The sequence below is a fragment of the Brevibacillus sp. AF8 genome (assembly GCF_021270385.1).
Taxonomy (GTDB): domain Bacteria; phylum Bacillota; class Bacilli; order Brevibacillales; family Brevibacillaceae; genus Brevibacillus.
In genome coordinates, this window is sequence record NZ_JAGQDN010000024.1 from 43,391 (window position 1) to 62,438 (window position 19,048).

Annotated in this window: 17 protein-coding genes; 8 read left to right on the plus strand and 9 right to left on the minus strand. The window is 45.9% G+C overall.

Translation table 11 applies throughout. From position 1 onward, the window contains the following. Nucleotides 1-175: 175 nt before the first annotated feature. On the minus strand, nucleotides 176-1,555 hold the full coding sequence (locus KB186_RS24185) for an amino acid permease (protein ID WP_221867427.1): 1,380 nt from the start codon (nucleotides 1,553-1,555) through the stop codon (nucleotides 176-178). 384 nt (nucleotides 1,556-1,939) lie between these two features. Between KB186_RS24185 and KB186_RS24190 the strand changes: the two genes are divergently transcribed. Beyond that, the gene (locus tag KB186_RS24190) at nucleotides 1,940-2,284 is read left to right on the plus strand and encodes a carboxymuconolactone decarboxylase family protein (RefSeq protein ID WP_012684054.1); all 345 of its coding nucleotides are present in this window, start codon (nucleotides 1,940-1,942) and stop codon (nucleotides 2,282-2,284) included. 105 nt (nucleotides 2,285-2,389) lie between these two features. Here the strand turns inward: KB186_RS24190 and KB186_RS24195 are convergent, their stop codons facing one another. The 3 genes from KB186_RS24195 to KB186_RS24205 all read right to left on the minus strand — a co-directional run bounded on the left by KB186_RS24195 (nucleotide 2,390) and on the right by KB186_RS24205 (nucleotide 5,752). Continuing rightward, a complete protein-coding gene (locus KB186_RS24195) occupies nucleotides 2,390-3,331 on the minus strand; it encodes an alpha/beta hydrolase (protein ID WP_232774529.1) in 942 nt (313 codons plus the stop codon). Between the two features lie 13 nt (nucleotides 3,332-3,344). Then, complete coding sequence (locus tag KB186_RS24200; RefSeq protein ID WP_173612527.1) at nucleotides 3,345-4,415, minus strand: LLM class flavin-dependent oxidoreductase; 1,071 nt, start codon at nucleotides 4,413-4,415, stop codon at nucleotides 3,345-3,347. Between the two features lie 98 nt (nucleotides 4,416-4,513). Continuing rightward, the gene (locus KB186_RS24205) at nucleotides 4,514-5,752 is read right to left on the minus strand and encodes an MFS transporter (protein ID WP_370646714.1); all 1,239 of its coding nucleotides are present in this window, start codon (nucleotides 5,750-5,752) and stop codon (nucleotides 4,514-4,516) included. A gap of 246 nt (nucleotides 5,753-5,998) precedes the next feature. On the opposite strand from KB186_RS24205, the gene KB186_RS24210 reads away from it, so the two are divergent. Continuing rightward, nucleotides 5,999-6,580 (plus strand): TetR/AcrR family transcriptional regulator, encoded by a 582-nt coding sequence (locus tag KB186_RS24210; RefSeq protein WP_232774530.1) that lies wholly within the window; start codon nucleotides 5,999-6,001, stop codon nucleotides 6,578-6,580. A 67-nt stretch (nucleotides 6,581-6,647) separates the two neighbouring features. Here the strand turns inward: KB186_RS24210 and KB186_RS24215 are convergent, their stop codons facing one another. After that, a complete protein-coding gene (locus KB186_RS24215) occupies nucleotides 6,648-8,624 on the minus strand; it encodes a methyl-accepting chemotaxis protein (protein ID WP_232774531.1) in 1,977 nt (658 codons plus the stop codon). Nucleotides 8,625-8,925: 301 nt separating this feature from the next. Here KB186_RS24215 and KB186_RS24220 point away from each other — a divergent pair, with 301 nt between their 5' ends. Both KB186_RS24220 and KB186_RS24225 read left to right on the plus strand, forming a co-directional pair. Continuing rightward, nucleotides 8,926-9,711 carry a hypothetical protein gene (locus KB186_RS24220; protein ID WP_232774532.1) on the plus strand — a complete coding sequence of 262 codons (786 nt, stop codon included), beginning with the start codon at nucleotides 8,926-8,928 and terminating at the stop codon, nucleotides 9,709-9,711. 251 nt (nucleotides 9,712-9,962) lie between these two features. Next, nucleotides 9,963-11,024: an SDR family oxidoreductase gene (locus KB186_RS24225; protein ID WP_221867430.1), complete on the plus strand. Its 1,062-nt coding sequence runs from the start codon at nucleotides 9,963-9,965 to the stop codon at nucleotides 11,022-11,024. 132 nt (nucleotides 11,025-11,156) lie between these two features. Here KB186_RS24225 and KB186_RS24230 read toward each other — a convergent pair whose 3' ends face one another. The 3 genes from KB186_RS24230 to KB186_RS24240 form a co-directional block, all read right to left on the minus strand. Next, nucleotides 11,157-12,362, minus strand: coding sequence for an MFS transporter (locus KB186_RS24230; protein ID WP_221867431.1), 1,206 nt, complete (start codon nucleotides 12,360-12,362; stop codon nucleotides 11,157-11,159). Between the two features lie 95 nt (nucleotides 12,363-12,457). Continuing rightward, entirely contained in the window at nucleotides 12,458-12,760 is a 303-nt protein-coding gene (locus KB186_RS24235; protein ID WP_064203332.1) for an ArsR/SmtB family transcription factor, read from the minus strand. A gap of 256 nt (nucleotides 12,761-13,016) precedes the next feature. Then, nucleotides 13,017-13,409, minus strand: a complete 393-nt coding sequence (locus KB186_RS24240) for a RidA family protein (RefSeq protein WP_173612534.1) — start codon at nucleotides 13,407-13,409, stop codon at nucleotides 13,017-13,019. A gap of 105 nt (nucleotides 13,410-13,514) precedes the next feature. Here KB186_RS24240 and KB186_RS24245 point away from each other — a divergent pair, with 105 nt between their 5' ends. Then, a complete protein-coding gene (locus KB186_RS24245) occupies nucleotides 13,515-13,856 on the plus strand; it encodes a winged helix-turn-helix transcriptional regulator (RefSeq protein WP_173612535.1) in 342 nt (113 codons plus the stop codon). Nucleotides 13,857-13,956: 100 nt separating this feature from the next. Here KB186_RS24245 and KB186_RS24250 read toward each other — a convergent pair whose 3' ends face one another. Continuing rightward, nucleotides 13,957-15,480, minus strand: a complete 1,524-nt coding sequence (locus KB186_RS24250; protein WP_173612536.1) for a chitinase — start codon at nucleotides 15,478-15,480, stop codon at nucleotides 13,957-13,959. A gap of 376 nt (nucleotides 15,481-15,856) precedes the next feature. Here KB186_RS24250 and glpT point away from each other — a divergent pair, with 376 nt between their 5' ends. From glpT to KB186_RS24260, 3 genes are all read left to right on the plus strand, one after another. Continuing rightward, nucleotides 15,857-17,221, plus strand: coding sequence for a glycerol-3-phosphate transporter (gene glpT / locus KB186_RS24255; protein WP_173612537.1), 1,365 nt, complete (start codon nucleotides 15,857-15,859; stop codon nucleotides 17,219-17,221). A 201-nt stretch (nucleotides 17,222-17,422) separates the two neighbouring features. Next, complete coding sequence (locus tag KB186_RS28335) at nucleotides 17,423-17,548, plus strand: hypothetical protein (protein WP_012684041.1); 126 nt, start codon at nucleotides 17,423-17,425, stop codon at nucleotides 17,546-17,548. 5 nt (nucleotides 17,549-17,553) lie between these two features. Then, the gene (locus tag KB186_RS24260) at nucleotides 17,554-19,047 is read left to right on the plus strand and encodes a spore germination protein (protein ID WP_173612538.1); all 1,494 of its coding nucleotides are present in this window, start codon (nucleotides 17,554-17,556) and stop codon (nucleotides 19,045-19,047) included. Nucleotide 19,048 lies beyond the last annotated feature (1 nt).

Sequence of the window (19,048 nt, forward strand, 5' to 3'; positions counted from 1 at the left end):
TTTTTCTCAGATCATGAATGAGTATCCCGCTTTAGTCTACCCATTGACGAGCCCGGACATTGGCGGCCACAAGTGGTTAGCCAGTCCAGTCATCCTAATGATAAACGAAGTAGGTATGCCGTACAAAGGCGATTTGATGAACAAAAAAAGGACCAACAAATGTTGGTCCCTTATGTTATTTCTTGTTTGATTGCTCATCCAGTGGTACGGCCTTGTTAATTCCGAGTGTAAAGAAGCTAATAACCACAATCGCCAAGAAGACAATTCCGGCAATCAGGGAGACGCGTGTCTCATCATTGATCCACATACCGATAAGTACCATGATGAGAAAAGCAATGGTCAAATAGTTGGTCACTGGGGCAAAAGGCATTTTGAATGGATGGTTGTCCATTTCAGCACCCTTTGCTTTTCGGAATCTGATTTGACTGATCAAAATGACAAACCACGGAACCATACCCGGCAGAACACTCGCACTGTACACATAAACAAAGAGATTTTCTGGGGCGATATAGCTTAAGATAACGCCAATGCCCAGACCGATCAGAACACCAATCGTACCTAACAACGGTACACCATTCGAAGACAGCTTTGTAAATACTTTCGGGGCTTGGCCATTTACCCCTAAGGTATACAGCATACGCCCTGCACTATAAATCCCGCTATTACAGCCAGACATGGCAGCAGTGATCACGACAAAGTTAATGAGACCTGCCGCTGCGGTAATGCCGATTTTCGCAAAAGTAGCAACGAACGGACTGCCGATTGCCTGCAATTGATCCCAAGGGTAAACGGTTACAATAACAAAGATCGCACCAATATAGAAAATCAAAATGCGCCAAATGATATTTTGGATCGCGCTTCTTAATGTCTTTTTCGGGTCTTTTGCTTCCCCTGCTGTAATCCCGATGAGCTCGACACCTTGATACGCCCCGATCACCAAGGAAAGGGCAAAGAAAAAGCCTGTCCAACCACCTGTAAAGAATCCGCCATTTTCCCACAGATTCGATAATCCGATTGCGATTCCATCATTTCCAATGCCAAAGAAAATCAATCCAAACCCTGCAATAATCATCAAAACGATCGTTACAATTTTGATCATAGCGAACCAAAACTCAAATTCACCAAATGACTTCACAGAAACCAGGTTCGCTATACCGAGTATCACCATGGCAATAATACCAGGTATCCAAGCCGGCAAATCTGGGAACCAGTACTTCATATACGTCCCGACGGCAATGATCTCCGCCATCCCGACAACGACCCACTGGAACCAGTTACTCCAAGCCGTCATATAACCTGCTAACGGATGGATATACTTATGCCCAAAGGTCGCGAATGAACCAGTACTCGGTTCCAAATACAACATTTCACCCATTGCACGCATGATGAAAAAAATAAAAATTCCTACAATTGCATAAGCTAGCATGACGGATGGTCCCGTCCATTTGATCGTGCTGGCAGACCCCATAAATAGCCCAACACCAATCGTACCGCCCAAAGCAATCATCTGAATATGACGGGCTTCCAGACCTCTCTTCAGTTCCTTGTTTCCCACGTAAGCTTCCTCTTCCTCTCTGCTGTTGGCGGTATTTCGGATAGCTTCTAGTCATTCTCGTTTTATTGATTGAAAAACTGCCCCTTAGATATCCCTTCACTTCTTATCAAGCATTCCTACTAGTTAGTAAGATTATTCACCTCTCTCGTCTTACACTATATTGGTAGACTACTTCATATATTTTAATATGTTTTTATAATATCTACAATTATATTTACAAGGAAAATACTTGATGATCAAAGATGATTGCATTCAACCAGAAGAAAAATACATGACAAATCAATTAATTCTAAATGTGATTCTACTTATATAAGGATAAGCAGTATGAAAATTTCCCAGCTAAGAAATACTATCAGCGATTTCAAAATAGGAGGAAATGGAACCATGGAGCACTATTTGGCCGAACAGTATCGAGAAGGACTGCAAGCTTTTGGACAGCTGATGCCAGAGGCCTTGCGAGCATATAATGAATTCACCAGCCAATGCTTTTCGTCCGGTGAATTGTCATCCAAGCATAAGCACTTGCAGGCACTGGCTATCTCCCTTTACTCCGGAAATGAGCACTGCATTGTCTATCATTTGGAAGCAGCTCTCAACGACGGAGTTTCCCAAAAAGAAATTGCTGAAACAGTAGCAGTAGCCGGAGCATTCGGCGGCGGAACTACCCTTTCGCATGGCGTCATATTAATCAATGATGTGATGGAGGAAAAACAGGGAACGATTCAATGAGAAGATGCCGAAAATTCCTGTGCCATTGCGTTTACAAGAGCATACAAAAGCACAACAATCGCCGAGACCTCCCTCGAGCGGTTGTTGTGCTTTTTGCCTCCTCGACTATTTCGGATTAAGCGCTCTTGCCATCGCATCCACATAGCTTTGGCTGGCACGCTTGCTCACTTCCGCTTCGGGGACAAACACTTCAAAGCAGTGGTAGCATCCGGGATATAGATGAAATTCTACGTCTACCCCCGCTTGTGCAAGGCGCGTCACATATTCGATCGTCTCATCTCGGAACAGATCGAGCTGTCCTACGCACGTATAAGTTGGCGGCAGCCCCTCCAAGCTGTCTGCTCTCGACGGCACCGCATATGCGGATACCTGACTGTCGTCGGCATCTTCGCCCAGGTACATGCTCCACGCAGCCAAATTGTTCATCCGGTTCCAGGTTGCATTCTCCGCCTCGATTTCATAGCTGGACGCTGTACGATTACGGTTATCGATCATTGGATACAACGGCATTTGGAAGATAAGCGCCGGTCCGCCTTTGTCGCGAGCCATTAAAGCAAGGGCTGCGGTCAGCCCCCCTCCCCCGCTTGCACCAGCAATCGCAACCCGATCCACATCGATGCCGAGTGACTCAGCTTCGTCTGTCATCCACGTTAAACCGGCGTAACAGTCCTGGATGGCAGCTGGATAAGGGTGCTCGGGAGCCAGACGATAATCGACCGATACGACGACACAATTAGCCGCTTGTACGAAGCGTTCGCATAAAGCGTCGTCCATATCAGGGTGCCCCAACACATAGCCTCCTCCATGAATCCACAGCATAGCCGGAAGCTTACCGCCTGTTCGCTTGACGGGCTCGTATATTTTCGCCAGCATCTCTCCTGCTGCGCCTGGAATCATTCGACTTGTGGTACGTACATGCTCCGACTTCACAATAGGCGGATTTTTCAGCATAGCCCTGCTCGACTCCAAATTTTCTTCCAGTTGAAAACCAGGGAATTGTGCTAATGTTTGCCTTAATTCCGGCAGTACTCGACGATGAAAGTCCACGTGAATCCCTCCATTAAGCCAATGTTGATTCTTGCTCTGTCTCTGCTTCCCACTTGGTTATTTCCTCTCGCACCCGAGGCGCTACCTCTGTTCCCAGCAGCTCAATGGCTCTCATTACCTGATCATGCGGCATCGTGGATATCGGTACATACATCATAAAGCGCGTTATGCCTACCTGTTTGCGAAGGTGGATGATCTTTTGGGCCACCGTCTCCGGATCACCCACATACAATGCCCCCTCCAAGCTGCGTGCGGCATCGAAGGTAGCACGGTTATAATGCGCCCAGCCCCGCTCCCTTCCGATTTTATTCATTCCTGCCTGGGTAGAAGGAAAGAATGTATCTGCCGCCAGTTCCGTATCTTCTGCAACAAATCCCAGTGAATGGGACCCAACCGTTAATCGCGATACGTCATGACCCGCGTGCATGGCCACCTTTTTGTAAAGCTGCACAAGTGGCGCAAACTGCCGCGGACTCCCACCAATGATCGCCAGCATCAGCGGCAATCCCAGCAGACCCGCACGAACAACCGATTCCTGATTGCCCCCGCTCCCAATCCATATGGGTAAAGGGTTCTGAACAGGCCGTGGATAAACGCCCAAATTCTGAATAGCTGGCCGATGACCGCCCCGCCAGGTTACTTTTTCGGACGCCTGTATTTTCAGGAGCAGTTCCAAATGTTCTTCAAACAGCTCATCATAGTCATTCAAGTCATAGCCGAACAGGGGAAAAGACTCGATAAAGGAACCGCGTCCCGCCATAATCTCTGCCCGTCCATTCGAAATGCCATCGAGTGTAGCAAAATCTTGAAAAACACGCACTGGATCAGCCGAAGAAAGCACTGTCACTGCACTGGTCAGCCGAATCCTTTTTGTCAGTGGCGCAGCCGCAGCCAGCACCATAGCTGGAGAAGAAGCAGCATAATCCTTGCGATGATGTTCACCTATGCCAAATACATCAAGCCCAACCTGATCAGCGAGGACGATTTCCTCGACCACTTCACGCAATCGCTGTGCGTGGCTCATCACCTCACCTGTCTGAACATCCGGTGTCGTTTCCACAAACGAAGTAATCCCAATCTCCACAGGCCATCTCTCCTTTTGCAAAACTTGTATCAGTCAACAGCTCTGGAACTAGAATAGTTTCATTTGAAATATCTCCATTTCGAACTATTTCAGTAACTCTATTTCCCTGGGATAGCCGAAACGCGTCTCGTCACTGCCCAATACACCAGAGCCAACGCACTGACAGAGGCTCCGAGCAAGCATACTCCCTCCCAGCCAAAATGCGCATATGTATAGGTCGAGGCAATGGATCCAGCAGATGAGCCGATCGAGTAGAAAACCATATAGCCCGCCGTGAGCCGACTCCGCGCTTCTGCACCCAAGGTGAAGATCATGCTTTGATTCGTAACATGCACGGCCTGTACCGCCAAATCAAGCAAAACTATACCGATCACCAAGGCAAATAGCGACTGTTCTGTATAGCTGATGAGCAGCCACGATAGTAGCAATAGACTCAAGGCAAAACCCGTCGTTCTCTGTCCATAACCCCGATCTGCAAGCTTCCCTGCCCTCGCTGCGGCTAACGCTCCGGCAACCCCTGCGAGACCAAACGCCCCAATCGCCGTGTGCGACAGAGATAGTGGCGGCGCACTCAGAGGCAGTACCAATGGCGTCCACAAAATGCTAAAGGCAGCAAAGATCAGCATAGCCAGAACAGAGCGAATACGTAATAACCGTTCTTGCACAAACAACATCAGTACCGATCCAAGTAACTGGAGATAGGATAGCGGCTTTACCTCTCGTACCCTATTTGGCAATACCCGAAATAATACGCAAACCAGTAACAATAGAAAGGCAGCAGAGACCAGATATACGGAACGCCACCCCGCAAGATCTGTTAAAACTCCCGCAATGGTTCGCGCTAGAAGTATGCCAATGACGATTCCACTTGTAACGACTCCAACCACTCGTCCTCGCTCAGCAGGAGCAGCCATGGTCGCCGCAAAAGCAACAATTGTCTGCGTCACAACGGCAAGCAATCCGACTGCAGCGATACCTGCGAATAGTACCGTGCTGGTGGAAGCAGTCCCTACGACAACCAGCGCTACCACAGATAAAAACATCTGACCAATAATCAAGCGGCGCTGGTTCAATAAATCGCCAAGCGGCACAAGCAACAACAGTCCTACTGCATAAAAGATTTGAGTAAGGGTGATCAGAATCCCAATGAGGGAATAGTTAATTCCGAACTCCCTCGACAAATGATCAAGTAGCGGCTGCGCAAAGTAGATATTCGCAACTGACATCCCGCAAGCAACCGCAAACAATAGTGTTACATAGCGAGGCATGGGAGAGCCTTGCACTGAATCCGCCTTCCTATCGGCTTTAGCCGCTACTTTTTCAACAGCTTCCTCCATCTGACTTCACCTTACCTCCTTTCATTTTTCGTTCCGAGCATAATAACATACTGATCGGTACGTTATTATGCCCAGTAAATATATCCCACTATTTCTTTTTCTGTCAACATCATTCTTTTTAGTTGTGAATAAACCAGCCTAAAATTGACAAGGCAGATGAAAACCAATAAAATATAAAATACCATTCAGTACAAAATGTTGGCCGATACATAGATTTGAATACATGAGTAATGAGAGGTACTCTTTATGGCAAGAACACGCGAATTTGACGAAGAAAAAGTACTAGAAGCAGCTATGCAGCTCTTTTGGGAGAAGGGGTATGAAGCTACCTCATTAAGTGATTTAACTTCCCGTATGGGTATCCAGCGCCCCAGTATTTACTCAACCTTTGGGGACAAAAAAGAATTGTTCGAAGCCGCACTACGTAGATACACGATGTCTCGTGCTTCGGAGATACGAGCGAAGCTTCAAAACCATCCATCTGTAAAAGAGGCATTTCGCCACTTTTTTAGGGAGGTAGCCGACGAGGAATATGCGGAAGGTCTCAGCCGAGGATGCTTTTGCATTAATACCATGGTCGAGCTAGCCCCTCATGATGAGAAATTTGAGATTTTGACAAGGGAACACCAAATGTACCTCTCTGTCATCTTTCAAGAAACGATTGAGCGAGGTATCCAATCAGGTGAACTCGATTCGGGTATAGAAGCGAAAGCTACTGCACAAGCGCTTATCGTATCGTTAATTGGACTGACCGTCATCTTGAAATCTCGTCCAAATCGATCATTTGTTGATAATTCGATAGAAGTTACGCTGACGTTACTTAGATAACTATTCGGATCAACATGGACAAAAAAAGACCAACATCTGTTGGTCTTCTTTCTCTCTATCACTACAACTACTGTGTACGCTCCAATTTAAAACGCTGCACCAATGACTGCAACTCTTCCGCAATGTTGGCAAGATGCGTTGCCGATGCCGCCACTTCCTCCATCGAAGCATTCTGTTCTTCACTGGCTGCGGCGACTTGGTCGACCTCTTGTGCAGTAGCTTGGCTCATAGAGCTCGATTCACCAAAGGCTACCAGCATCGCTGTATTTGATTGCATCAACCGTTCGCTAACGCGGGCTACTTGCGCGAGATGCGCGTCAATGCGGTTAATGGCCTCATACATCTCTGTAAAGCGCTGCTCAACCGATTGTGTCAAATCGCTTCCCGCTGTAGCAGAATCTACACCTTCCTCCGTGCGCCTAACCATGTGAAGCACGCGATTCTGAACCTCACCGATCAGACTGTCGATCTTTTCAGCAGCAGACCCTGTCTGATCAGCCAGCTTGCGTACCTCATCAGCGACGACAGCGAACCCCCGACCTTCTTGCCCGGCGCGCGCCGCTTCAATAGCAGCATTCAACGCAAGCAAATTCGTCTGAGAGGCGATATCCTGGATGAAATTCGTCACCCCGCTAATTTCTTCAGCAACCTGTTTTAATTCCTCCATCTCCTGCTTAGAACGGGCAGAATGTTCCACGATCATATTCACCTGTTGTCTTGCAGCTCCAAGGGACTCCTCTCCGGTATTAGCCAGACTGGTGATGACCTGCGACATTTCCGTGCTCTCACGCAGGATGCGGATGGCGTCATCCAGCTCCTGTTGCGCTTGCGTCGCCGATTGCTTCACGGTATCTATACTCTGATTCATATCGGAAGACATGGACGCTATTTCTTGCATAGAGGCAGCGACTTGTTCAATTGTTTGCACGTTCTCCTCCGAATTCGCAGACAGATGCTGGGAGGAAGCTGAGATTTGCTCGGAATGATCGGTAATTTGACGCAAGACATCTGACAACGATTGCGACATCGTATTAAAGTTGGATTGCAGCTGCCCAATCTCATCCGTTCTTCCACTCTGGATGGACCGGACCGTCAAATCGCCCTGCGCGATTGAGTCGGTCAGTTGCTTCAATTGCAGAATTGGTCGCACTGTGCGTTTCATGAATATCCAAACAAACAGGGCAATGAGGGCAAGCAACAGTACGATGAACAAGAATGAGGTCCGCATCAGTGGCCCCGTTTTTTGATTGATTTCATTCCAATCTATCACGGAGACAACGTTCAATCCGAGTGAATTTTCCTTGTTGAAATGGTAATATTCACGAAGCTCGTTATCCTCCATTTCGAAAGAACCCTGCGCCTGATTACGCATCACTTGGAAGCGCTCGTCTTCAAGCGGCTTGCCCTGCGGGAATCGCGGATGCGACATTGTCACATTGTTCTGATCGAACAAGCTGACATATCCCTTTTCTCCGATCTTGTACGTCTTTACCAGCTCGTTTAAGTGATCGATAGAAACGTCGATTCCTGCTACTCCTTTCCCATCGGGGAGCGTCTTGGCAAACGTAATCACGTAGCTTCCGCTTATCGCGTCGATATAAGGTGGCGTCACAACGACCTGCCCTTTATGCTGCATTGCTTCCTTGTACCATTCACGGGTAGTCGGATCAATTTCCTTTTTCGCCGAGTTGTAATATCGTTTGTCGTAGTACATAAACGCAGCCAAAACATTGTCAATGTCTTTCTCTATGTTGCGGATGCGATCATAGATATACGTATCCGCACTTTGCCCCGGCGGAACTTGAACATCCGCAAAGCTATCAATCGTAGCAGAATAATCCTCGTACGAGTTATTGAGTACTTGTGTAATCATCGTAGTAACCGATTCGACTTGAGACAGCAATTCGTGCTCTAACTGGTTGCGCGCCAGTTGTGTTAAGGTGAGGCTCAAAACGACAGAGGGAACAACAATAAGCAGGACGAGTAAAAACAGGATCTGCTTTGATAGCGATGCTTTATAACCAGTAATCATTTTCTTTATCATCTGTGATGACTCCTCTCTAGTGAAGTAGAATAACGAGTTGCAACGCAAACAACGCCCCACCGGTCGTCAGAAGGCGCGTTCCTATCAGGTCAGACTTATACCTATGCCCACCTTTTCCACGTGAACATTTCTGCAAAGTATATTTCCCCTGTTAGTACCTATTTGAAACTTCACGGCATTGGATAAGTAAAATTTGGAAAAATTCTTTCCGATACAAATAATAACCAAAAAGTAATCCGCACTCTGGATTGGCTGCCGTTTTGGTTGACGATTCGATTTATGAAAGGAGGTATCATCATTCATGTTGTCTGTTACACCTAGATATGCCATAAGCTCGTCCGTCCAGTATAGAAGCCCAGGAATTCACCTACAGACGAAAGCCCTGGAGCATGACAGCAACAAAAAGCAGGATCATGTAACGATTAGCCAGCAAGGCCTACAGCTAAGCAATGGAAAAAACGCACCCAATAAGATGCTGCAAAGCCTCATGGAACAAAAGCAAGCCATGCTGGAGAGACGGAACAACTATTATGCGGATGCGGTTGAAAAACTGACAGACCCGAAAGTCATGAAAGAACGACTGGATGAGATGGACAAACAGATCGAGGAAATCGAGACGCAAATGAAACGAATTCAGTTGGAAGAACAACGCAAGGCGAGAGGCACGGATGAAGAGAGCCAGGAACAGAAATCTTCGGATATCGCCCCCGACCAAGACGAGTCATCACTTCAACCCTCCCCTACCCTCCATGCTGTTTTAACGGCAACTCACGACCTCAAGAATATACACAGTGTAAAACGCGCTCAGATTACCTTGGAATTAGAAGCTAAAGCGTGGGAGCCCTCATCAAAGGACGGAGATTTTACGAAGTCCGAAGAACTAAAGCGGAAAGCAGAAGGCTTGGACGGCAAGTTGCTGAAGATGGCTGACGAGATCGACAAAAAGCTTGAGAATTCTCAAGAGGCTAATCAGACAGAGCGTTCATCTAATGACGAGCAATTAGATGAGCAAAAGAAAAACCCTTACCTGCAACAGCGAATGGAAAACCAACATGCATCTGGAACTACCATCGATTGGATTGCATAGCTTGTAAGCAAGAAACCTCCTGCCGCTACACAGTAGTAGCTCAGGAGGTTTTTTCAGTTTGTCTCCAGAGGAAAATACCGGGAAAGCAGGGCAAATAGCTATCAAAGTGACTGTTAAACAGTTGTTTAAAAGGCGCCGTTGTTCACGATACCGTTTCATCCGCACTCGTCACAGCTGTATTTTTCATCATATAATGAATTGTTGATATGTCAGTAACTCCCCCTAACAAACATACGGAGCTGGTTAACCATATGAATATCCTTGTAACCGGAGCAACAGGTTTTCTCGGAAAAAAACTATCCCAAGATCTATTAAACGAAGGCCATTCCCTTTACTTACTCGCTCGTAATGAAAAAAAAGCAAGCGATTTGTTGCAGAGCTTTGCCGAAGAACACCAGGCAAGGGTACATATTTTACTCGGTGATGTTTCGAAAAAAGGCTTGGGCGTCTCTGAAAATGATCTGGGACTGCTCAATCAAAAAATAGAGGCGATGTACCATATTGCCGCATACCTTTCCTTTGATCCCGCTCAGAAACCGCAGACGTACGAGGTAAATGTAGTGGGAACAAAAAATACGTTACAATTCGCAGAAGCCATTCGCTCCCCCCGCTTTATCTATGTAAGTACGGCTTATACCATCGGCACCGAAACAGAAGGAAAAGAAGCGCTGTACAGCCCGGAACGCTCCTACGTGAACAACTATGAAGAGACAAAATGCTTGGCAGAGCATCTCGTCTTTTCCTATAGCGACAAAATGGAGACCATCATTGTCAGACCGTCGATCATTATCGGCGATTCCAAAACGGGCGAGGCTGATACCAATTTTGGCTTGTATGGATTATTAAAAGGCCTTCGCGTATTGAAAAGAAGAGCGTCCCGCACAGAAGGCTGGGAAAATCAGAAGTACCGAATCTTGGTGGATGTCGACGTGAATTCGAACCTCGTTCCGGTTGATTATGTCTCTTCTGTCTTGCTCGCTGCGCTCACTCATGGCGAGCATAAGGAAATCTATCATGCTACCAACCCTGTTCCACCTACCCAACAATTAGTAGTCGATTGCATCAAAGAAGTCTTGAACTTTCCGAACTTAGTACCTGTTCCATTTGAAACAGACGAGCTGCTAACCGAAGAAGAGAAAGCCTTTAATGCTTCTATGAGCTTGTTCCATTCGTATTGGAAGCGGAGTATCACTTTCCCGAATGACAACACCAAGAAACTGCTGAAAAAAGTGGGGCAAGACGAATTGCAGATGGATAAAGAGATGCTGATTGGGATCATGAGTGAGTTTCAGAAGCAGGCTGTGCTTAGTTAGTCAGTTAAGATGAAAACCGCACCGGATGATTTGGTTCCTCAAAACAACTGGCCACCCTGAAAGGATGGCCTTCTGTTAACATCGCGTCACCGACGCATACGTTCCTCGAGCCTGTGTCTCTAGGACTGGCGTTCAGCGGTTGCTGGACTGTGTTTCGTATGTGCCTGGTTTATGTCTAACTTTTTCTTTTACTATCACATGTAAAATCAGTGCAGCAACGATAGCGATCAACACGCCAATCATACCAAACCAAGTAATTGACGATAAGGATACTTGATCAACAGCGATACCGCCAATTCCAGCCCCTGCCGCCATCGCGAGCTGCATCATGGATTGGTTAAGACCAAGCATTACCCCAGAATTATTCGGTGCAATCCGAACCAAATTATACTGTTGCGTTGGCCCGGAAGACCAAGCGGCGAAGGACCATAATACCAATATCGCGATCACCGTAAACGGTTCATGTGAGATAGAGACGGTAATCGAGAGCAAAATGAGAGCTGCAACGTGCAGAACCATTCCACCAAGTAATGTAGAAGATACTCCCCATTTGTCCGTACTGTAACCACCGAATTTGGAACCGACCAGACTAGCTAAACCGAACGCCAATAAAGCGCTACTCAACAAATTTTCACTTATACCAGCTGCTTCGAGAAGATAAGGAGATATATAAGTATAGGCAATGGAGTATCCACCCAGCCAAAAGAACGTAACCGATAAACCAAGCCCAACTTTCGGGTTTTTCAACAGTGCTAATTGCTTCGAAAGAGGTACGGGTTCATCTCCTTTTACTCGTGGGATTGTGCGGGACAGGACAAACATCGCCAAAAGACCTGCAATTGCAATAAACCCGAATACAGATTGCCAACTAAATGCAGCTGCCGCTATTCGTCCAAGGGGAACTCCGATAATTAAAGATGCTGTAAATCCCATAATGACAGTTGCGATTGAACTCGCCTGCTTGCCTTCAGGAGAGATCTTGGCCGCAATATCTAAAGCAGTCACAACCACCATCCCAGCACCTACAGCCATGATCACACGCGCCATAATAAAGAATTCAAATCCCTGAAGAGCGAACGAAAGTATATTGGCAACTACGAAAATTCCTAGCGCACTAACAAGAAGCCTCTTCCTATCCATTTTCGCCGTTATGGCCATCATCACAGGAGTTAAAATGGCATACACAAATGAAAATATAGTAACCAGCTGTCCTGCCGCTGTAATGGAGATGCCCATAGTATCCGAGATTTTATCCAGGATGCCAGAGATTACATACTCTGAAGTACCCACCAGAAAACTGACCAATGACAAAAAGTAAACCTTCCATGTATTCGACATGAATTGCACCCCTTAAAATTTAAACATATTAAGATATGTCGATATGAAACTCAAAATATAACTGAATACTCCATGAAGCATTCAGTTATATTCGTTCATATTTGACTGCTAAAAAAAGCGCCTATTTCACGTATTTTTTCTTCGTCCCTGGTATAGTACGTATATTTTCCAATACGCTCCGTCTTGATCAGCCCAGCGCGTTGGAGAATGGACAAATATTGGGACGCGGTTGATTGGGTCATATTCAATTTCTCAGTTATTTGACTGACGCATACCCCGATCTTTCTCATATCAACTCCTTCATGGGGTATAAAATGTTTTTCAGGCTCTTTTAACCAATGCAAAATTTGGAGTCTAGACTCGTTGGACAGCGCTTTAAAAATTTCAATTGGATCCATACGCATTATTATATCGAGAATTGTCGATGTGTCAATAATTGTGATACGAATGAGAAGACATTGCCTAACCCTGTAACAGCAGATTAATTCCGTTACAGGGTTTTGGTTTTGCAAATTTCCCTTGATCATCAAAGGTGATTGTGAAAATACATACCTTGGTCTTTTAAAACCAAGACCACACGTCTTTGACATAACTAGCTTCCGTTTGCAAGCGGTTCAGCCCCCCCACCTGCTGCGCCTGACCACGGCAGCCTAGTTAGTTGGTATGTGCGACGGCGCGGATTTCAATCAGTTGTTGAGGAAACGCAAGACCCGACACGCCGATGAGAGTAGCAGCCGGACGATGGTCACCGACATACTCTTTGTACATACTGACGCACTTCTCGAAATGCTCTTGCGGATTTGTCAGAAAGACCTCTATCTCAGCGATGTTCGACCTCGTGACACCAAATCCCGCCAGCACGCGATCGAGATTATCCAGCGTCTGTCGGGTCTGTGCCTCGATATCACCCTCGCCAACAAACGCGCCCTGCATATCATGGGAAAATTGCCCCGAAATGTAGATCGTACCATTGACGCTATAACCTTGTGTGACGCCGAAACCTTCTTCCCAAGCAACACCGTGATTGTAGGTTTTAACATGAGCCATTTTATTCTCTCCTTTACTCAAAGTAAGATTAGAATAAAAGTAAATCAAATAAAAAAACAGTACGCACATTATTGATAGCTACTACCAGAAAGGATAGTGTAAAAAATGAGCATGGCTGAATATAAAGGTAAGGTTAAGAATATTCAAGATACACCGTTTGGTTATACCTTGTCAGTCATAGGTGGTAAATGGAAAATGGTTATTATATACCTCCTGGCAGAAAACCAGCCGGTTCGCTTTAATGATTTGAAAAGACAGATAGGGGCTATTACTTATAAAACATTGAGTTCCCAACTAAAGGAATTGGAAGCAGATGGTATGGTGACACGGAAAGAGTACCCTCAAGTTCCTCCTAAAGTCGAGTACAGTCTCACACATAAAGCGGAAACTCTATTACCTGTTTTGGAACAATTATGTGAGTGGGGAGTGAAATACCAAAGCCGTTAAATGAAATCTAGGTTTTCTGATCTCTCCCCCAGAATGAGAGAGTTATTTTACACCCAAAACCCACCCGCTTTCACGGATGGGTTTTTTAAAGGTTCAGCCATTACTGGTTCAGTGCATCAAGCGAAGTGCGAACATGATTGGCAAACGAATAGTTATTTCTGGCATCCCAGTTGATAGACCAGGTCATAACTCCTTGGAACTGCGGATAACCAGCTGGATTTTGGAGTTTGTAGGTTCCTCCAAAAGACGTGCCCTTTACCAAATATTGAAGGGCTTTCTGGATATCGGCAGGAGACGTATATCCTCCCCCGGCAGCACTTGGAGCAGAAGGCAGCCCGATAGCGACTTGGTTCTCCCTCAAGGCTGGAAACATGTTGTTAGGATTACGCCCGATCGGGAATCCTTTCAATAGCATTTCTGCCATCGCTACTTGGAAATCAGCCGTTCCTTGTTGATACGTACGACCATCCAATGCTTCCAGCGCTCCAGAATTATAGTGTTGGACGTGTATATAATTCATTCGATCACGAAGGGCATGAATCACAGGCAGATAAGCGCCCCACGGCCCACCATAGGAAGTGTAGCCTCCTTGGACATAAGCCGTTTCTGGCGCCATTGTCAGAATAAAAGATGGGCCAAATGTATTCGTGATCGTTTGAGTCGCTGAGATCAAATTTATAATTTTGGGCGTTGTCGGATTTTTAAAATCAGTGTCCCCCGCATTTAGCGACAAGGAGCTTCCTTCCAGATCAATATCCATACCATCAAATCCATACGTTTGAATGATCGAGGTCATCGAGGTAATAAAATTTTGTTTGGCAGCTTCCGTCGTCAGCTCTACTGTACCATTCGCTCCGCCAATCGAGATGAGGACCTTCTTCCCCTTTGATTTTAACAAGGCGATATCCGACTTAAATTCCTCAACGGATGCATTGAACGGCACGAATCCCATTGTCGCATGATTCCCACCGACTGGTTCAGCGAATGCAACATTGATGACATCGTATTTATCCGAAACATCTCTTAGCTTGAGTACTGTAGAACCATTGTCAAAATTATGCCAGTAGCCGATCAAAACTCGTTTGGACGCCGGTTCAGTTGGGGATTTAGATAAAGTGGTTACCGTTATCGAGGCGCTTGGTGGGGATACATTGCCTGCGGCATCTTTTGCCTGGATCGTAAATGTATATGTCGTATTTGCCAGAAGCCCAGTCACGGTATAGGATGTGGTACTCGATGTACCAGCGAGTGAATCTCCGTTGTAGACGAGATACTCCTGAACAGCTCTGTCATCCGTAGAAGCTGACCAAGATAAGCTGACCGAGCTACTCGACTTCCCTACTTCACCAAGATTTGTAGGAGACGTAGGTGGAATGGTATCGGGAGCAGAGGGACCTTGCAGTTGCCACAGTGTCGGTACGTTGGGCGGTTCCCACCCGACAAGCGATGTATGAGCAAATGTACATTTGTAATCTTGCCCTTGATACGTAACCATGTCTCCTACCTTGTATACAGTGTTGGGAGTCCACGGTGTCATAGCGTGAGAAGACTGCGGGAATAGAGAAAAAATTAAGATAAGCGATAGTACTACCAAAACTCCTGTTTTTCTCATCAAAAAATACATCAAACAAAGCCTCCTTCATTTTTACTCGCCCCCTCATACAGATGAGCTAACATAAAGATATACTTATATTTGGAAAAAATGTATTTTTTTGATTAACATACAATAAGAAAACCTCTATCGAGGCTTTTCGAAGAGGTGCCAACCGCGTTTTTGCGGATAATTTTCTTCTGCTCCAGAATTTTTAAGCCTGTTCCACGGGCTCGGCATTGACAACGTTTTCACAGAATAATAGAATACACTTACGACAAGTTAACTATGATGGAGATTCGGAGACTCATACTTTTTGGCACTTTCATTTTTGAAAGCGCCATTAAAGTATGGGTTTTTTTACGTGCATCTCCGTCTTTGTTAGAAATCACCTAGGGGGAGGAATAAGATGCTCAAACTGTTTAAGCCTGCACCGCCTATTGACAGATTGCCTGACGAACAAATTGATTCTGAGTATAAAAAGCTCAGACTTCAGGTGTTTCTCGGAATCTTCATTGGTTATGCGGCGTACTATCTCATCCGCAAAAACTTTTCGCTCGCCATGCCGTATTTGATTGAAGATGGATTTACAAAAACAGAGCTCGGCTTTGCGTTATCCGCCATTTCGATTTCCTACGGGATCAGCAAGTTTGTAATGGCCATTTTTTCAGACCGAAGCAACCCGCGAATGTTTTTGCCTGCCGGTTTAATTCTTTCTGCACTTATCAGTTTATTGATGGGCGTTGTTCCTTACTTCACCTCATCCGTCACGATCATGTTTGTGATGTTATTCCTGAACGGTTGGTTCCAGGGAATGGGCTGGCCTCCATCCGGACGTGTCCTCGTACACTGGTTTAGTGTAAGTGAAAGAGGAAACAAAACAGCCATTTGGAATGTAGCCCATAACGTTGGCGGAGGCTTGATGGCCCCCCTCGCTGTTGCAGGTGCAGCAATGTTTACCGGACTTACGGGTAATACCGCCTCCGGATATGAAGGCGTGTTTACCCTGCCTGCTCTGGTTGCCATTGTCTTTGCATTCATTACGTATTTCTTAATTCGCGATACTCCACAGTCTGTCGGTCTGCCGCCTATCGAAGAATATCGCAATGACTATCCAAACAAAGAGAAGAAAACGTTTGAAACAGAATTCTCCACAAAAGAAATCCTTTTCAAATATGTGTTGAACAACAAATGGGTTTGGGCAATCGCGATTGCCAACATCTTCGTCTACTTCGTCCGTTACGGCGTTCTGGACTGGGCGCCGACCTATTTGAGTGAAGAAAAAGGCTTTGATATGAGCAAGTCGAGCGTTGCCTACTTCCTGTACGAATGGGCCGGTATTCCGGGAACGCTCCTGTGCGGCTGGCTGTCCGATAAATTGTTCAAGGGCCGCCGTGGACCCGCAGGGTTTGTCTTTATGCTCGGTGTATTGATCGCTGTTCTGGTCTACTGGTTCAACCCACCTGGAAATTCCGTTGTCGATATGATTTGCCTGATCGCTATCGGTTTCCTGATTTACGGTCCAGTCATGCTGATTGGTTTGCAAGCCCTTGATTTTGTACCGAAAAAGGCTGCCGGAACCGCTGCAGGGCTGACGGGTCTGTTTGGTTACCTGGGCGGTACAGTCACAGCGAATGCATTGATGGGGGTTATCGTTGATGCCTCCGGCTGGGATGCAGGATTTATGTTGCTGACAGTTTCGTGCGCATTGGCTGCTCTTGTTTTTGCCCTTACGTGGAATGTACGGGGGCAGGAAGTCGTTAAAAATCATTAAAATAGCAAAAAGAAGGATGAAAATCGTTGTGATTTTTATCCTTCTTTTTTTATCAAAACCGATCCCCCGATCCAGAGTACGCCCTAACCTGAACATTGAATACCACATTTTCCAGCTGACTGGAATAAGAATTGTCATGCTAGAACAAAATAGGACAAGTTTCTTTTTAGGACTGTAATGAAGCTGCAAAGGAGGAAAACCATGTGGAAAACAATTGTTTCAAACCTTCCTGCCTGGCCAGTTTTTATTCAAGCCGCAGTCGTTTTTCTTGTTCCTTATGCGATTTCAAGATTATTTCATTGGATTCGTACAACGGAGGAAGAGTGATATAGATGGAAAGTATCACTCCATTTACAGACGATTACCTATCGAATTTGAATCTTATCCGCCAGGAAATCGACCAAAACGCAGATGTGCATATCCGCGAATTTTCTTTCGGACAGACTGCCATTCGTGCTTCCATTATTTTTGTAGATGGGTTATCCGATCACGATCTCATCGATAATACTATTCTGAAAACGCTCATGAATGATTCTGTGGCAGTGATGGTACAGGAGAATTCTTCCGGGGACGTTTCTGTATCCAAAGAGTTTTTCATCAATCATGTGCTTTCCATCCATGAAATACTGGAATGCCGTGATGTATACGATCTGAGGGCAAAAGTATTGACTGGCTACACGGCATTATTGATAGAAGGGTCCGCAAATGCTCTCCTTCTTAATACCGTAAAAGTAAAAACAAGAAATATAGATGAACCTGTCTCAGAATCTTTGGTTAGAGGCCCTAGAGTAGGCTTCACGGAAACGTTAAGCGAAAATACCGCCCTCTTGCGCAGACACGGTGAAAATGGAGATCTTCTCTTCCTAAAATTTCAGGTGGGAGAGCGCGCAAAAAAAGAGCTGATCATCGCCTATATGAAAGAGATTGCGAATCCCGCGTTGGTTGAAGAAGTAAAAAATCGAATTACGAAAATTAAAATTGACCATGTGCCGGAATCCGGCTATGTGGAGCAACTTATTGAAGATAATTATCTCAGCCCATTCCCGCAGGCGCAGAGCACAGAACGGCCTGACCGCGTCATCAGTGCATTACTGGAAGGACGAGTGGCCATCTTGCTGGATGGTACTCCTTTTGCCTTAATCGTTCCGGTGACGTTCAGCATGCTCCTGCAATCGCCTGAAGACTATTATGAGCGATGGATTCCAAGCACATTCATTCGCTTATTGCGCTTTTTCACTGCCTTTTCTTCCTTGCTTATACCGGCCCTCTATATTTCCTTTATCTCTTTTCACCAAGGGCTGATTCCTACCGAATTAGCTATTTCCATCATCAGCACTCGACAAGGAGTTCCATTTCCCGCTTTGTTGGAGGCACTGATCATGGAAGTTTCTATCGAGATTATGAGAGAAGCCGGTCTTCGATTGCCGAAACCAATCGGCCCTGCCATCGGGATTGTCGGTGGGCTGATTATTGGTCAAGCTGCAGTACAAGCAGGTATTGTCAGCCCAATTATGGTAATCGTCGTAGCTGTCACTGCTATTTCCTCCTTTGCCATTCCGTCATACAACCTGGGTATTTCCTTACGTCTCATTCGGTTTTTGGTCATGTTCTCCGCAGCCATGTTTGGATTGTACGGGGTGATTTTGTTTTTTCTCTTGCTTACGAGCCATTTGGTAAAACTAAAAAGTTTTGGTGTACCTTATGTTACTCCTGCTGTCCCCTATCGATTAAGGGATTGGAAAGATTTCATGGTGCGCATGCCACTCATGATGATGAAACGCCGTCCAAAAATGCTGCATACGAAAGAGCCGACTCGCAAAGGATAGC

Excerpts from the sequence above, each read along its gene's own strand:
- KB186_RS24190 (WP_012684054.1), top strand. The coding sequence starts at position 1,940 with ATGGAGCACTATTTGGCCGAACAGTATCGAGAAGGACTGCAAGCTTTT.
- KB186_RS24205 (WP_370646714.1), bottom strand. The coding sequence starts at position 5,752 with ATGGAGGAAGCTGTTGAAAAAGTAGCGGCTAAAGCCGATAGGAAGGCG.
- KB186_RS24210 (WP_232774530.1), top strand. The coding sequence starts at position 5,999 with ATGGCAAGAACACGCGAATTTGACGAAGAAAAAGTACTAGAAGCAGCT.
- KB186_RS24215 (WP_232774531.1), bottom strand. The coding sequence starts at position 8,624 with ATGATAAAGAAAATGATTACTGGTTATAAAGCATCGCTATCAAAGCAG.
- KB186_RS24220 (WP_232774532.1), top strand. The coding sequence starts at position 8,926 with ATGTTGTCTGTTACACCTAGATATGCCATAAGCTCGTCCGTCCAGTAT.
- KB186_RS24225 (WP_221867430.1), top strand. The coding sequence starts at position 9,963 with ATGAATATCCTTGTAACCGGAGCAACAGGTTTTCTCGGAAAAAAACTA.
- KB186_RS24230 (WP_221867431.1), bottom strand. The coding sequence starts at position 12,362 with ATGTCGAATACATGGAAGGTTTACTTTTTGTCATTGGTCAGTTTTCTG.
- KB186_RS24235 (WP_064203332.1), bottom strand. The coding sequence starts at position 12,760 with ATGGATCCAATTGAAATTTTTAAAGCGCTGTCCAACGAGTCTAGACTC.
- KB186_RS24240 (WP_173612534.1), bottom strand. The coding sequence starts at position 13,409 with ATGGCTCATGTTAAAACCTACAATCACGGTGTTGCTTGGGAAGAAGGT.
- KB186_RS24245 (WP_173612535.1), top strand. The coding sequence starts at position 13,515 with ATGAGCATGGCTGAATATAAAGGTAAGGTTAAGAATATTCAAGATACA.
- KB186_RS24250 (WP_173612536.1), bottom strand. The coding sequence starts at position 15,480 with ATGTATTTTTTGATGAGAAAAACAGGAGTTTTGGTAGTACTATCGCTT.
- glpT (WP_173612537.1), top strand. The coding sequence starts at position 15,857 with ATGCTCAAACTGTTTAAGCCTGCACCGCCTATTGACAGATTGCCTGAC.
- KB186_RS28335 (WP_012684041.1), top strand. The coding sequence starts at position 17,423 with ATGTGGAAAACAATTGTTTCAAACCTTCCTGCCTGGCCAGTTTTTATT.
- KB186_RS24260 (WP_173612538.1), top strand. The coding sequence starts at position 17,554 with ATGGAAAGTATCACTCCATTTACAGACGATTACCTATCGAATTTGAAT.